The organism is Pseudomonas sp. GW823-FHT04A03, from assembly GCF_058796615.1.
Window position 1 is genome coordinate 208,953 of record NZ_JBXAIV010000006.1, and the last position, 14,660, is coordinate 223,612.

General features: G+C 56.3%; 14 protein-coding genes. 8 read left to right on the forward strand and 6 right to left on the reverse strand.

Annotation, left to right across the window (positions count from 1 at the left end):
* Positions 1 to 19 precede the first annotated feature (19 nt).
* Together AC1Q9F_RS17555 and AC1Q9F_RS17560 are read right to left on the reverse strand one after the other, a co-directional pair.
* A complete protein-coding gene (locus AC1Q9F_RS17555; protein ID WP_492620465.1) occupies positions 20 to 2,902 on the reverse strand; it encodes an SIR2 family protein in 2,883 nt (960 codons plus the stop codon).
* 529 nt (positions 2,903 to 3,431) lie between these two features.
* A complete protein-coding gene (locus AC1Q9F_RS17560) occupies positions 3,432 to 3,707 on the reverse strand; it encodes a fructose-bisphosphate aldolase (RefSeq protein WP_492620466.1) in 276 nt (91 codons plus the stop codon).
* Positions 3,708 to 4,295: 588 nt separating this feature from the next.
* Here AC1Q9F_RS17560 and AC1Q9F_RS17565 point away from each other — a divergent pair.
* The 6 genes from AC1Q9F_RS17565 (at position 4,296) to AC1Q9F_RS17590 (ending at position 7,761) form a co-directional block, all read left to right on the forward strand.
* Positions 4,296 to 4,715, forward strand: coding sequence for a hypothetical protein (locus AC1Q9F_RS17565; RefSeq protein ID WP_169429851.1), 420 nt, complete (start codon positions 4,296 to 4,298; stop codon positions 4,713 to 4,715).
* Positions 4,716 to 4,777: 62 nt separating this feature from the next.
* Complete coding sequence (locus AC1Q9F_RS17570; RefSeq protein WP_207985748.1) at positions 4,778 to 5,191, forward strand: hypothetical protein; 414 nt, start codon at positions 4,778 to 4,780, stop codon at positions 5,189 to 5,191.
* 175 nt (positions 5,192 to 5,366) lie between these two features.
* A complete protein-coding gene (locus tag AC1Q9F_RS17575; protein WP_492620467.1) occupies positions 5,367 to 5,756 on the forward strand; it encodes a hypothetical protein in 390 nt (129 codons plus the stop codon).
* Between the two features lie 15 nt (positions 5,757 to 5,771).
* Positions 5,772 to 6,194, forward strand: coding sequence for an HD domain-containing protein (locus tag AC1Q9F_RS17580; RefSeq protein ID WP_492620468.1), 423 nt, complete (start codon positions 5,772 to 5,774; stop codon positions 6,192 to 6,194).
* Between the two features lie 28 nt (positions 6,195 to 6,222).
* Positions 6,223 to 7,242: an AbrB family transcriptional regulator gene (locus tag AC1Q9F_RS17585; protein WP_492620469.1), complete on the forward strand. Its 1,020-nt coding sequence runs from the start codon at positions 6,223 to 6,225 to the stop codon at positions 7,240 to 7,242.
* 78 nt (positions 7,243 to 7,320) lie between these two features.
* Entirely contained in the window at positions 7,321 to 7,761 is a 441-nt protein-coding gene (locus AC1Q9F_RS17590) for a YMGG-like glycine zipper-containing protein (protein ID WP_007957067.1), read from the forward strand.
* Here AC1Q9F_RS17590 and AC1Q9F_RS17595 read toward each other — a convergent pair.
* Genes AC1Q9F_RS17595 through AC1Q9F_RS17605 form a run of 3 tightly spaced genes read right to left on the reverse strand, consistent with a single transcriptional unit; the run spans position 7,746 to position 11,416 of the window.
* Positions 7,746 to 8,783, reverse strand: coding sequence for a DUF2955 domain-containing protein (locus AC1Q9F_RS17595; RefSeq protein WP_492620470.1), 1,038 nt, complete (start codon positions 8,781 to 8,783; stop codon positions 7,746 to 7,748). The genes AC1Q9F_RS17590 and AC1Q9F_RS17595 overlap by 16 nt on opposite strands.
* The gene (locus AC1Q9F_RS17600; RefSeq protein WP_492620471.1) at positions 8,773 to 9,870 is read right to left on the reverse strand and encodes an HlyD family secretion protein; all 1,098 of its coding nucleotides are present in this window, start codon (positions 9,868 to 9,870) and stop codon (positions 8,773 to 8,775) included. The genes AC1Q9F_RS17595 and AC1Q9F_RS17600 overlap by 11 nt, the downstream gene beginning before the upstream one ends.
* Entirely contained in the window at positions 9,863 to 11,416 is a 1,554-nt protein-coding gene (locus AC1Q9F_RS17605; protein ID WP_492620472.1) for a TolC family protein, read from the reverse strand. The genes AC1Q9F_RS17600 and AC1Q9F_RS17605 overlap by 8 nt, the downstream gene beginning before the upstream one ends.
* Before the next feature lie 129 nt (positions 11,417 to 11,545).
* On the opposite strand from AC1Q9F_RS17605, the gene AC1Q9F_RS17610 reads away from it, so the two are divergent.
* Entirely contained in the window at positions 11,546 to 12,061 is a 516-nt protein-coding gene (locus tag AC1Q9F_RS17610; RefSeq protein ID WP_007957055.1) for a transporter suffix domain-containing protein, read from the forward strand.
* A gap of 269 nt (positions 12,062 to 12,330) precedes the next feature.
* A complete protein-coding gene (locus tag AC1Q9F_RS17615) occupies positions 12,331 to 13,116 on the forward strand; it encodes a DeoR/GlpR family DNA-binding transcription regulator (RefSeq protein WP_492620473.1) in 786 nt (261 codons plus the stop codon).
* A 163-nt stretch (positions 13,117 to 13,279) separates the two neighbouring features.
* Here the strand turns inward: AC1Q9F_RS17615 and AC1Q9F_RS17620 are convergent, their stop codons facing one another.
* Complete coding sequence (locus AC1Q9F_RS17620) at positions 13,280 to 14,563, reverse strand: NAD(P)/FAD-dependent oxidoreductase (RefSeq protein WP_492620474.1); 1,284 nt, start codon at positions 14,561 to 14,563, stop codon at positions 13,280 to 13,282.
* Positions 14,564 to 14,660: the final 97 nt, after the last annotated feature.

Sequence of the window (14,660 nt, forward strand, 5' to 3'; positions counted from 1 at the left end):
TGCGGCAGGGGGGCGAAGTTTAGTATATGGATGGTATTTGTTTTTTACACCATTCCGTGCAGTATTTTTCTATTTTCCACTCTGCCAGTGATTCGGTTGATAGGTAAGATGTGGATTGAGGGAGGTTTGCTATTCTGTTTTTTAGCTTGTTGGCAAGTGGTGGTGAGCACTTTGTCCAGTTTTCATATGCGTGACGATAGAAATAGATGGATTCTTCGCGATTCAGTTCTGACAAAGTGTCTCCAATCCAGCTAAATCCATAGCCTTTGTTTAGATTCACATCCGAGAACGAGCCGTCGCTTATTAATTTGATGGACTTGGCATAGCAGTTCAAGGCTTCTGAGTGTCTATTTTGAAGATGTAGGCAGCGACCAACATTTCCATAGAGTGAATATGAAAGTTCGTTGTTCAATGTGTTGTTGGAGATGATTTCATCAATTGGATATCCATTTAGGAAGAAAGCTAAGGACTTATCCACAAGTTGGGAGTTGTTAGAGTCTCTGTAGGTAAGGTTTAAACGGTGGCGTGCATTCCACTTATCTTGTTCTCCTGTTTTGCTTATCAAGTAATCTGCTTGCTCTCCGAATTTTATTGCTAAATCAAACTCTCCGTTTAACCAGTGTAGGTAGGTTTTTGCCGATAGAATAAGTATGTATTCGCTGTTCTTTGAGGTTGTGATTTTTTCCAAGTTATCTATATATTTTTTTGCAGATGCGATATCTCCGTGCTCTGTAATTGATGATATTGCATGGTTGAAAAAGTCTAAGAAGTTATCTGGTCTGCTAGTTATGTTTTTCTTCCAGTCTATCTTTTCAAGAAAATAGCAGGCGAGTCTTACGTACTCTTCGGTATAACCAGATCTTTTTATGGGTTGGTGTATTTCTATTAGGCAGCTTATAGCCTCGCCGAACTCGCCGTTGTTTGTATGGAGTTCGATCTTGTTTGACCAGGTTTTGAATTCATCTAGGCTTAGAATTTGGCTTAGTCGAGGTCTTAATAGTAAAATGAATTGGTCGTAGTGGCTTATAAATAGAGATATGAATTTTCGCTGCTCCTGTGTGGGGAAGTTAGATTTTATAAATTCTTTAACTAAAGGGTGGAGCTCGATAAAATTTTCTGCGCCCTTTGTAACTATTAAATGTAGATCTTTAAGAGTTCGCAAGGCCTTAGAGAATTGGTTAAAGTTCAATTCGCTACGGATTACTTTGGATATTTCATCTTCGCTTTCTGATGTTATTGACTCGGCGAGTGTTCTTAATAGCGTTTTTTGCTTTTCGTTAAGAGATTCCCATATTTCCCGAAGAATTCGCTTCGAAAGAATGGAACTTTCTGATGATTCAACGATATTTTTGTTTTCTATATTTTTTAAGAAATCCTCAACATTTCGCTGACCTCTTTTAGCCTGCGCAAGTATCAGTGAAACCCATAAAGCGTGGCCTCCAGTCAATTTGTGAGCCCGAATTGCGAGATCTGATAATGTACTGGGCGAAATGGAGATTTTCGCAGATGTAAATAAGTTTACGACATTGTCTAAAGTTAGGCCGGAAAGTTTAAGCTGGAAGAAGTTTACTCCGGCGTAGTGAATAAAAGGTCTACAAGTGAATATGAATTTTGAATTGTGCGGGTTTTGCAAAGCAAGATTAAATAGTTTGCCGATCGAGCTAATTGGCTCAAAGGTTTCCAAGTCTATGTAGGAGTCGACGTTGTCAAAAACAAATAGACATCTCTTCTCGCCGAGTTTTTCAAAAAAAATTGCTAGCAGAGTATCTGTGTCTAGTCCTAAGAGTGAAGTGATGGGTGTTTCTTTTTTTGATATTTTTTCTATTAGGCTCGATATTTTTATATCAAAATTATGCTCTTCCTCTTTGAAATCTCGCCAGTCAATTATTTCATACAAGCTCTCTGCTTCGCATGCTTCGCTGTAATAAGCAGCTAAAGAGGATTTTCCTTGGCCTCCAAACCCGGTAATAAAAATAACTTTAAAATTTGAGTCGATGCCAAGTGACTTTAACTCGTGCTCTCTACCCACCCAGTATTCTACTTTTGGTGGGATGTCGGTACCTTCATTTTTTAGTTGGAATTCGTTTTTGTATTCTTCTGGTAGAGATTGAGATTGCGGTTTTCTTACGTTGTCCGAAAGGTTTTTTTTATGTTCAATGAGTAAGTCTACATAGCTCTCAGTCTGATCGTGACTCTCAATTTTTATGCATTTTATTCCGTCAAGCGTCAAAGGGTGGGCTGTTAGTAAATAATGAGTAGGCCCATAGCTCCCATAAAGTGACGAAATTCTATTGAATAATGTTGATACGTAAGGGTCGTTAAAGCTAAAGCCTAAAAATAAGCATGTATAGTTGGAGAATATTTTCTCAAGCTGGTACTTTGCTAAAGTATCGTGCTTGTAAAGATTTTCGTAGTCGCTTGTGAATATAATGCAGCTGTCAACTCTAGATATATCTCCATGGATTTTTAGTACATAATTTTCAAGGGTGTCAAGTTTTGACAGGTTGAAGTTGCTGGTGTTGTCAATGATTGTCGGATTTGTACAGTTGCTCTCAATAATCTTATCGTAATTAGTTGTTATTATTTTTTTTGATAGAATTGTTATTTTTTTGTGTATTGTGCTTTCGAGTACAGGGCTAAGGGTTTTTTCGAAGTGTTCATATATTATTTTTTTATAGTCGGTTTTTAGTTTTTCTAGGACGGCCAAAGGCTCCATTATTCCTGTGTTTAATATTTCTATGTATGTTGGTGCGTTATTTATTCTCTCGCTGTTGTCTGAAAGCATATCCTTAATTAATTGGGCCCAAGTTGGATAGCCCACTGAGCGTGAAAGTCCTGATCCTATAAAAATGACTAGTTTGTCTTTTTCTAAAGCTTCCTTTAACTCGTAGGGTATATCCATTTTGTGGTTCTCAATAATTTCTGTATTTTAGTTGTATTTTTTGGTTTGGGGTGTGTTGTTTTTGGATTAAAAATTTCTCGTCTAGTATTCAAGTTGCTCCGTAGCTGCATATGTCGATTTTTATGCAGGACTCAATTTCACCGTTGCTGTGATGAAGTTAAGGACTTGTTTGCTTTGGAACCATTTAATCCCATTAAATTGAGGATGGTTGCGGCTGAGCGGATGAAAGAGCTGAAGAAGAGAAGAGAGAAAAGCGACTTTTCCATGATGAATCCTTTCTATTTTTAGCTGCTTTGGTGCCATTTTGCTGGGTGATATAGACCCTTTCGCGCTGCTGGCTTGTATATCTGGTGTCAGAGTGCCACTAAGTTTTTGTCAGTGGAAGAGGGGGGAGACCAAAGTCGGAACAGGAGGGAGACTTTTACAAACTTTTGTACCAGATCGTACTAGCTCAAAGGTTTAGAGAAAAAAAGCCGCACCCGCGGCTTTTCTATATAGCTAATGAGTAGGATTCCTTTACATTTATGGATCAAAAATTTCGTATTTCAATCAGTCGAAGCACATCCCTCACATCCTGCACCATGATCCTAGCGATAGTGGTAACGGTGTTTATGTCGTGCTCGGCATGGTCGGGGAGGCGGATGCAGGCCATCAGATCCAGGTATTTGAGAACGGCGTTAAGGCGCTCACTGGCACAAGCATGGAGGTCGCGCAGCGGGGCGTCAGCATCGATGAGCAGGACGGGGGGATCGGTAGCTGGATGTGACATGTTCGCGCAGTGGCGCATGGGTTTCGGAGTCGTCATGGTGTTAATCCTTTGTTGAGAAGAATTGCCACCGTTCTGCTGCGAAACAAAATGGGTGGCAGCTATGCGCGGGTTCGCAGACCGGAGGATTAACACCAAGACCCGGCAGACCCGAAGGTCTCCCACGCATAACCGCCATAAAATTTGCGCAGCCGGGAGTCGGCCGTGCCAGACGGAACAGGGTGTCAATCTTAAGGGCTGCGAAACCCTATCGCCAAATTCGTTTGGAGACAGACCCACTCTAGGCACCGACCCCCACCGTCGCAATCGGCTTGTAGGACGTGAAATCACCACGTGTGGCCAGCGATTTTGCTCCCGGTCAGCGGCGAAACCGCCGTAAATCAAGAGCTGCGAAGTATCAGGGAAAATGACTTGCCGGGTTTGGAACCGCTTCTCAGCCCCGTGAGAACAAGCTCCCTGATCACGCGTAGTCATTTCCTACGCGTTTTTCAGATCCCAAAATCCAGCCCCCATCCCCGCTCCGGAACTTTCCTCAAAAACGATGTCAATTTGATGGCGTGTCGCGACGCTCATTTGAACGGATCAACCAGTACCAGGCTGTTTCCTGGCAAGCCAAGGAAGTGTGAGATGAAACTGATTCTTGCGATGTTGTTGATGTTCAGCGGTTATGCGTTCGCCGGTTGCGGCAGCATCAGTGACCCTGATCAGCGGGCCTATTGCGAGGGTACGAACGGCGGTACCTGTGGGCGGATCAGCAATATGGATCTGCGTGCGTCCTGCGAATCGCAGAGGAGCGGCGGCAGCTGCGGCACCATCAACGATATGGACATGCGCGCTTATTGCGAAGCCAGAGCCCGGGGTGGCAGTTGCGGGACGATCAACAACATGGATATGCGCGCGGCATGCGATGCAGAGACGCACGGCGGCACTTGCGGAACTATCAATGACATGGACCAACGCGCACTGTGCGAGGCGAGGAAGGGCGGTAGCTGCGGAAGTATCAACAACATGGATCTGCGCAACCAGTGCGAAGCCATGAAGCGATGATTTGTGTGTGACCTGGATCAACCAGTACCAGGCTGTTTCCTGGCAAGCCAAGGAAGTGTGAGATGAAACTGATTTTTGCGATGTTGTTGATGTTCAGCGGTTACACGTTTGCCAGTTGTTCCAGCATCAGTGACAGCGATCAACGCAACTATTGCCAGGCCACGCAGGAAGGCAGTACTTGCTCCTCGATTCGGGACAGTGATTTGCGTGCGTCCTGCGAAGCGGAGAAGGGCAGTACCTGTTCGAGCATTCGCGACAGCGACCAGCGCGCTTACTGCGAGGCGAAAAAGGGCAGCACGTGTTCGAGCATTCGGGACTCGGATTTGCGGGCAACGTGTGAGGCTGAAAAAGGCAGTACTTGCTCCAGCATCCATGACAGCGATCAGCGTGCATTTTGTGAGGCGAAAAAGGGCAGCACTTGTTCGAGCATCCGGGATTCGGACTTGCGCAATCAGTGTGAAGCCATGAAACATTGATCGACCAGCCAATTCCGAGCACAGAAAGGGACACCCATCGGTGTCCCTTTTTTGTGGGCGTCTGGAAGCGGAGGCAGTCAATCCAATCGTTTTTTTGATTTGCAATGACTTGGCTGATCGCAGAAGGTAGGCGCTGAAACAAGTTGTAACGCCTCTCCCACGGACGGAACCGCGCATGATTCACATCGGCAGCCGCAACAACGCCCCCACGCCGCAGCACAAAACCCAGGACATCTACATCTTCAGCATCGACCTGTCCCGACCGGCTACCCCGTTCTGCTTCGAGCAATCGATCGGCGGCGGGCATGTCGAGCAGGGTGGTGCGCGGTGGTTGGCGCTGGATGAGCTGGATGGCTGGCCCGGTGAATGGCGTGAGCATCTGAAGAAGGCCGGATGTGCCTGGGTGGTCGAGTTGCTGGATGCTCATCCGAGGGAGAGTCAGGCTGATCTGGTCTCGCTGATCCTCCAGCGCTACGCCGAGCCGGCGCAGCCAGCCGGGCGTTTGCAGGCGATTGGGCGCTGGTTCAAGCGCCACTTCTATATTGGCGGCCGGTACGGCGTCTGACCCGAGGAAACCCCCATGACTCAGACACTGGAACGCGCCATCGCGATTGCTACCACAGCCCACGCGGGGCAGGTGGACAAGGGCGGTGCGCCGTACATTTTGCATTCGCTGAAGGTCATGTTGCGCATGAGCAGCCTGGAAGAACGCATCGTCGCGGTGCTGCACGATGTGGTCGAGGACTGCGGCATCAGCCTTGAGGATTTGCGCAAGGAAGGCTTCAGCGAAGCCGTTTTGTCAGCCATCGAATCAGTGACAAAAGTGCCCGGCGAAACCTACGAGGACTTCGTCGAGCGTGCGGCGCAGAACCCGATCGGGCGGGTGGTGAAGCTGGCGGATCTGGAAGAGAACAGCGACCTGTCACGGATTGCCTCGCCGAGTTGGGAGGATCTGGAGCGGATCGAAAAATATCGGCGGGCGATTGGACGGTTGCGCGCGTAACTCAAATTGAATAGCCAGGAAGGCGACCATGAAATCCATTCTGTGTTTGTTGATTGCTGCAGGCTTCGGCGCGCTGTTGCAGTCCGAAGGCGTGCCCCACGGTTTGCTGTTGGGCTCGATTCTTGTGACGGCACTGGTCGTCACCAAATTCAAATTCGCGCCAGCGACGCCCTATGGCCTGGGCTACATCCAGGTCACGCTGGGCATCGCCACCGGGCTGATGTTCGAAGCGTGGGACAGTGCGACTGTCTCGACGATGTTGCCGAGCCTCGGCGTGTTGCTGCTGTGCCTGGCAGTGCAAGTGGCGCTGGCCGCTTGGTGGCTGTCGCGCGGGGCGGGGTGGAATCGCACGGATGCCTTGCTGGCCGTGTATCCCGGGGCGTTGGCAGCGGTGTTCGATTTGCTGGAATCGCATCAGGCGTCGAGCAAGGTGATCATCGTGCACTTGATGCGGCTGCTGCTGATCACGGTGCTGGTGAGTTTGCTGATTCCCGGAACTGCACCGGTTGCGGCGGCCGAAGTTGGTCCGCTGTCGACGGGCATGGCGCTGACCGTGCTGTCGTTGGTCGGTTTGAGCGTGGTGGTCGGGCGTTTACTGCTGGTTGTTGGCGTGCCGGCGCCGTTCATGTTGACGGCAATCATCATCACCGCCGTGTTCGTGAAATCAGGATGGCTGCAGGGCTTCCACATGCCGGACTGGAGTCTGAATCTGGCGGCGCTGATCCTGGGTGTGCGGATCGGCTCCCGATTCCAGGGATTGAGCCTCGCGGAACTGGGACGTCATGGCCGCACGGCATTGGTGTCGGTGGGTTTGATGATTCTGGTCGCGGCGGTTTTTGCATTGGCGGCGGCACGGTTGCTGGGCAGCGATGCGTTGTCGCTGTGGCTTGCGTACATGCCGGGGGCCATCGAAACCATTGCGATTGTGGCGTTCGCCGGCGGGCTGAATGTGGTGTTTATCCTGACTCACCATCTGGCGCGAATGGTGGTGCTGCACTTCGCGCCGGCGTTGCTGTTGCAGGTTCGGCGGGTGCGGGAGGACGCTTGAACACGGGCTTTGCGCCCCGTGAACTACACTCCCAGATTACCCCGCCCCACAGGCAACCCCGCCGCGTCGGAGGTCATCATGTTCCGCCATTCACTGTTCATCGCAGCGTGCCTGTGCGCCACACAGGCCAGCGCTGAATCCGTCGTCCCGCTCAAGGGCCAGACTTCCCAGCAAACCCAGATCGACATCAACGACTGCCACTCCATCGCGTCCACCTCAACCACCTCGACACCCCAGGCCGGCGGTCGGTTGAAGGGCGCCGCAGTGGGAGCCGCTGCCGGCGCTACTGCCGCTGAAGTGCGTGGTCGTCAACACGACGAGTTCTACGAAGCCGTAGACGATGACCGCAAGCAGGATTACCGCCAGAACCGAGCCAAAGAGACGGCTGCCGCCGGTGCGGTGGTCGGTGGTGCGCGGCAGCGGCAGGATCGGCGTGAGCAGCGGCGGACCGATGCTTCAGCCAGTTCAAGCGCCTACACCGGTTGCCTGCAAGGGCGGGGTTATCAGGTCACGCCCTGACGGCTTTCCCGGTGCGCCACGAGCAGGTGCATCATCACGCCGCAGTAGAGCGTCACCAGAATGAACAAGCCCATGCGCACCGCAAACGCGGTGTAGACGTCCTTGCCCGCCGCGCTGTCCTCAACGGACTGGCCGAGCAGGATGATCATGGTGATCAGGGTGTTGAGCCAGAACCCCGGCGTCAGTTGCGTCGGGTGCAGCCGATAGAGTTTGCGTGCCATAAAAAGCCCGAACAGCAGCATCCACAGGAAGAACATCCACAGGTGCACGAACAGGCTCAACGCGCACCAGAACAGCACCGCCAGCAGCCCGCCGAGCAAGGTCGAGCCGAGCAGTTCACGACCGGCATGGTGGGTGCGGGTGGTGGTGCTCTGCTGGCCGAGGCTGACGGCCTTGAGGATGATCGGCAGGTAGCTCGCCGGGTCGATCAGCACCAGCAGGAAGGTCGGCAACACGATCAGCGTTGCGCGCATCGCTACGCGGGGCACGTCTTCGGCTGGCAGGGCGGGAGCGGGTGGTGGCGCGGGGCTGTTGACGGGTTCCGGGAACAGGACGTGGCTCAGACCGACGATGACGACAGCCAGCAACAGGCCTTTGACCAGCGCGCCGATCACCGCCATGGCCAGCTCGAATGAGGCGAAGCCAGCGGCGGAGATCATGGTCATGCCGATCACCAGAAACGTCATGATCAGCACGTTGCCGCCGCGCAAGCCGTAGGTGAACACCAGAAACAGCCCGACACCGATCAGCAGCACGCCGCACACCGGGTAATAACGCAGCAACGGCACCAGCAACAGGCCGAGACTGGTGGTGAACGCGGCGACCAACGTCAGCACCAGCGCCATTTTCACCGGCAACGGCCGGGGCATGCTGGCCAGCAGCAACACCGCGAGCACCGGCGACAAAAACGACAGCGGCAAGGCGAGGCCGTAACTGGCGGCGGTGCACAGCGCCGTGCCGCAGGCCAGGCGTAAGGCCCGTTGCGCCGGGACGCTGCGTTCAATAGGCCGCTCAGTAGGCATAGCTCAGCCAGCTCATCAGCCAGACAAACACCCGCCCCAGCGGATTGAGCAGATTGCCTTCGCTGGGAAACGCCATAACTTCCGCCTGCCCGCCGGCGCGAATCGAACGACTCTCGAACAGGCGCTTTTTCGCCTCTTCGCTGAACTCGATGATCACCGGAAAACGCTGGGCCGGACGCAGCCAGTCGCGGCTGTTCTGGATCGTCGGCAGGGTGCCGGGCGGCGGCGTCTGGCCGACGCTGACGCCATAACCGACGCTGCGCACCCGGCCGTCGAGCACTTCGCCGGGCAGGGCGTCGAGGATGATCGACACCGGCGTGCCGGGCTTGATCCGGCCGAGGTTGTTTTCGGTGAGGTCGGCGCTGACCCACACGTCCTGGATCGTGATCAGCGTCATCACCGGACTGCCGGCAGCGGCGAACTGGCCGACGTCGGTGCGCAGGTCGGTGATCAGCCCCGCTGAACGCGCGCCGATGCGGGTGTTGGCCAGATCCAGTTCGGCCTTCGCCAGTGTGGCGGCGGCGCTGAGCAGTTTGGCGTTGGTGTCGGTGTTGCCGCCTTCCTGCTCCTGCGCGCGCAGCACTTCGGCCTTGGCGGCGGCGACCTTGCTGACCGCCGCTTCGTGGTTGGCCCGGGACACTTCCAGAAGCCTTACGGACACCGTGCCCGGATCTTCTTTATACAAGCCTTCCAGCCGCCGATTGTCCTGGCGCGCCTTGAGTTCATTGGCTTGCGCGGCCCGCAACGACGCCTGGGCCGACGCGATGCCGGCGGTGCTGGCGCCGACCGTACGCCGGGTGTTTTCCAGATCGGCACGGGCCCGGTCGACGGCGATCTGCAGCGGCTGCGGATCGAGCTCGAAGAGGATGTCGCCGGCCTGCACGTCCTGATTGTTACGCACGTTGACCTTGATCACCCGACCCGCGACTTCCGAGGCCACCGGAATCACGAATGCGCCGACCCGCGCCTGTTGGGTATACGGCGTAAAGCGGTCGGCCAGCAGATACCAGACCAGGCTCAGCACAATCACCAGCAGCACCCAGCGGATGCCTTTTTTCGCCGGATCCGGCGGCGCTTCATCACTCATGGCGGTCTACCTGCGAGGGAATCGGATAGGTCGGTTGGGGCGGCGGGGCGGTCAGCAGATCGCCCCAATCGGTGCGCTGCTGCATTTGTTGCCGGGTCGCTGAATCTATCTGCGGCCCGGCGCTTTGCCAGCCGCCGCCGACGGCGCGGTACAGGGCGATCAGATTGCTCACGGCGTTGCTGCGACTGACCAGATAGTTGTCCTGTAGCTCCAGCAACGCACGCTGGGCGTCGAGCACCCGCTGAAAGTCCGAATAGCCTTCGCGATATTGAGTGTTGGCCAGCACCAGCGAACGTCGCGCCGCGCCTTCGGCCTCGCCGAGAATGCGCTCGCGTTCCAGCGCTTTGGTCAGGCCGCTGGCGGCGTCGTCGGCCTCGCGGGCAGCCTGGCGGACCTTGTCGCGATAGGCCTCGATCAGTTGCTGCAACCGCGCATCCTGCACGCGGATGTTGTTGTGGATGCGGCCGTAATCGAACAGGTTCCAGCGCAGGCTCGGGCCGCCGATCAGATCGAGGCTGCGCGGGGTGGCGCCGAGGGTGTCGCTGGACCAGACGATGCTGCCGAGCAAGGTCAGCGAGGGATACAGATCGGTCTCGGCCACGCCGACCAGCGCCGATTGCGCGGCGACGTTCAGCTCCGCCGCGCGCACATCGGGGCGGCGCAACAGCAGGTTGGCCGGGACGTCCTGCAACACGGCACGATCCACCAGCGGAATCAGCCCCGGTTGCTCCGCCAGAAACGCCGCGCCACCGGGCGGCTGGCCGACCAGCACCGCCAGCGCATTGCGGGTGCGCAACAATTGGTCTTCGAACGCCGGAATGCTGCTCAGGGTGCCGAGGTACTGGGTTCTGGCCTGTTGCAGGTCGAGTTCGGCGGTCTGGCCGCTGCGAAAGAGTTTTTCGGTGATCTCGAAATTGCGTTTTTGCTGGGCGGCGTTTTCCCGGGCGACCCGCAGCCGGGCTTCGGTGGTACGCAGGGCAAAGTAGGTGTCAGCCACTTGAGCGCGCAGCAGTACGAGGGCGTCTTCGTAGTTGGCCTGGGCGGCGAAGTAACTGGCGTCGGCGGACTCGATGGCGCGGCTGAAGCGACCCCAGAAGTCCAGCTCCCAGCCGACATCGAATGCGGCGCTGTGCTGCCAGAAGTGCAAGTCCTGCGGATTGCTGCCGCCGGACTGGTGGCGGTCGATGTACAGGCTGTCGGCGCTGGCCTGTTGCAGTTGCGGGTAGCGACCGCTGTCGGCGATGCCCAGTTGCGCGCGGGCTTCGAGGACCCGCAGGCCGGCGATCTTCAGGCTGCTGTTGCGGGCTTCGGCGTCGCTGATCAAGCGGTCTAGCACCGGATCGGAAAATACCTGCCACCACTGGCGCAGGTCCGGCAGCGTGCCGCGTTCGCTGGCCTGCTCCAGCGCCGGACTTTGCCAATGCTTGCTCCAGTCCTCCGCCGGCGGCTGGAAATCCGGGCCCAGCCGCAGGCAGCCGCCAAGGCTCAGCACACCGAGCAGCAGCAGGTGGCCGGGACGGATCAGCAGGGCTGGCGTTGCAGGCATACCGGGAGGCCCCAGCGGGAAATGTCACTGGAGCATAGACCGCAGATTGCGGGTTGATCGAAGCAATCAGCTGCTACGCTTTTTCAGGCGAACTCCCCTGAACCGCCCCCGACGAAAAGGTAGGAAGCCATGGACACTGCTCAAGAACCGCTTGCCCCCACCAGCGCCAGCTGGCGTTTCAAGGTCGGTGTGGCAATCATCTGCCTGATGCTCGGTTCGTGGCTGATGGTGCCGATTGCCGCTGCCCTCGACGTGCCGGGCTCGAAAGTCGCGGCGCTGACCGGGGTGTTGTTCATCAGCAATAAAGTGCTGTTGCTGCTGGTGATCGCGGTGATGGGCAAGGCCGGGTTCGCTGAACTCAAGCGCACGATCGGCCACTATATTTCCGGCGTGATCCCGACCCCGGTGGCCGAAGTCAGTCCGATGCGCCACAAGATCGGCGTGGTGATGTTCTGCCTGCCGCTGCTGTCGTCCTTCCTGGAACCGTATTTCGACAACTTCTTCCCAGGCGTGCGGCCCAACCTCTGGCAGATGCAGGCGCTGGGCGACTTGATGTTCGTCGGCAGCTTTTTCGTGCTGGGCGGCAATTTCTGGGACAAGGTGCATGCGCTGTTCGTGCGCAAGGCGCGGGTGGTGGTGGAATGATCGCCAAGTGAGCCTTGATTTTGATCAGGCGTGCCCGAGCGCGATGGCAAACGATACGACGACCATGCAGGCAAAAGCGAAATTGAGGTTCATGGGGTGTTCATCCTGGTCCTTTTGAAAGTGGGGCCATTCTGCCGGGGGCGGGTCAAAAGAAAAAATTCGGCTTCGTGATTCCAATGATCGAAGCCATTGATACCGGCGTTGTGTTTGCAGGTTTGCTTGGCTAAGCTCGCGCAAACCTGCAATTAAAAGCACAAACAGGCAAAATCATGCACGATCATTCCGCTTCCGAGCTTCCCTCCCTGCGCCGGCAGAAAATTCTTCTGATCCTTGAACGTGACGGCAAGGTCATGGCGTCCGAGTTGAGCCAGCATTTTGCGGTGTCCGAAGACACCATCCGCCGCGATCTGGCCGAACTGGACAACGCCGGACTGGTGCAGCGGGTGCACGGCGGCGCGCTGCCGAGGCCCAAGGACACCGGCAAGGACTACTTCACCCGGCTGGACGAGATCGACGAGGTGAAGATTCGTCTGGCGCAATTGGCGGCGCAGCAGGTGCGGAACGGGCAGACGGTGATGTTCGACTCCGGTTCCACCTCGTTGCAGGTGGCGCGCTCGTTGCCCAGAGACATCAGCCTCACGGCGGTCACGGCGTCGCCAATGACGGCGATCGCGTTGTCCGAATATCCGGGCATCAAAGTGATTCTGGCGGGCGGGCAGTTGAACCCGAAAACCATGTCGGCTGGCGGTCACGAGGCGTTGCGGCTGTTGTCGGGGATCAAGGCTGATCTGGCGATCACCGGGGTCTGCGCGATTCATCCGGAGGTGGGCATCACCTCGCTGCATTTCGATGAAGTGCCGGTCAAGCAGGCGCTGCTCGACTGTGCGGCGCGGGTGATTGCCGTGACCACGGCGGACAAGCTCGGGGCGGTAGAACCGTTTGTGGTGGCGTCGTGCGAGCGCTTGCACACGCTGATCACCGAGCGGCATGTGGCGTCGGGGAGTGTCGAGGATTATCGGCGGTTGGGGATTGAGGTCGAGCAGTTACCCGACTGAGATTTTGTGGTGAATTTAAAGGCCTCTTCGCGAGCAAGCTCGCTCCCACAGTGTCCGAGGCGTACTCAAAACTCAGGTACACCCCAAACCCTGTGGGAGCGGGCTTGCCCGCGAAGAGGCCAGTCGCCCCAATGCATAAACCGGCATGCGGCTGAGGGATTAATCAGCGCAGTTTTTCCAGCATCTGGTAGTACCACATGCCCGCCGCCAGCATCGGGTTCCCCAGCAGATCGCCCATCGGCACGCGAATGTGCGAGCACGCGGCAAACGTGTCGAACTGCTGCATCTGCCCGGTGATCGCCCGGCTCATGATCTCGCCCATGATGTGGGTCGTGGCGATGCCGTGGCCGGAGTAGCCCTGGCAATACCAGACGTTGTCCGAGAGCTTGCCCAGTTGCGGGATGCGGTTGATGACGATGCCCATCGCGCAGCTCCACTGGTAATCGATCTTCACCCCTTTGAGCGCCGGGAAGGTCTGTTCGATGCACGGGCGCAATTCGCCGGCGATGTCCCGTGAATCCTTGCCGCTGTAGTTGGCGCCGCCGCCGAACAGCAGGCGACCGTCAGCGGTGAGGCGGTAGTAGTCGAGGACGAAGCGGCAGTCGTAAACGGCCAGGTCTTCAGGGTTGATCTGCTTGGCCAGATCGCCCAGCGGTTCGGTGGTGACGATGCCGCCCATGGCCGGGAAGATCTTGCCCTTGAGCTGGCCTGGTTCGAGTTTGTGATAGACGTCGCCCGCCAGCAGCACCTGGTTGGCGTCTATCCGGCCGTGGGCGGTGCGCACGCCCGGGTTGTCGCCGTGAATGATCTCCAGCACTTCACTGTTTTCGAAGATCAGCGCGCCGAGACTTTCCGCCGCCCGCGCTTCGCCGATGCACAGGTTGAGCGGGTGCAGGTGCATGTTGCGGGTGTTCTTGATTGCGCCGTGATAGAGCTCGCTTTGCAGCAGGTCGCGCACCTGGCTGCGGTCTAGCAGGCTGACTTCATCACCCATGCCGCGACGCACGGCTTCGTCGTAGTCGCTGCGCAAGCCGGCCATGTGGCTCGGCTTGTAGGCGGCGTGCAAATGGCCGTGCTTGAGGTCGCAATCGATGGCGTATTTCTCGACCCGCTGCTTGATGATTTCGTGGCCGCGCCAGCGCAGGTGCCAGATGAAATCGTCGACCTCATCGCCCAATGTATTGCGCATCTGTTTGCGCATCGCACCGTCGCCGGACAGGCTGCCGGTGACCTGACCGCCATTGCGCCCGGTGGCGCCCCAGCCGATCTTGTGGCTTTCGACGATGGCGACTTTCAGGCCTTTTTCGGCCAGCTCGACGGCGGTGGCGACGCCGGTGAAACCGCCGCCGATGATCACCACATCGACTTTGTGTCGGCCTTGCAGCGTCGGGTAGTCGGTGTCGCGGTTGAGGGTCGCGGTGTAGTAGGAGTTGCTGCGTTGAGTCATTTCAGTATCCAGATTCGGGAGTCGGTGCACGGACCCTGTGGGAGCGGGCTTGCTCGCGAAAGCGATGTGTCAGTCACCTGAAGTGTGGAATGTGACG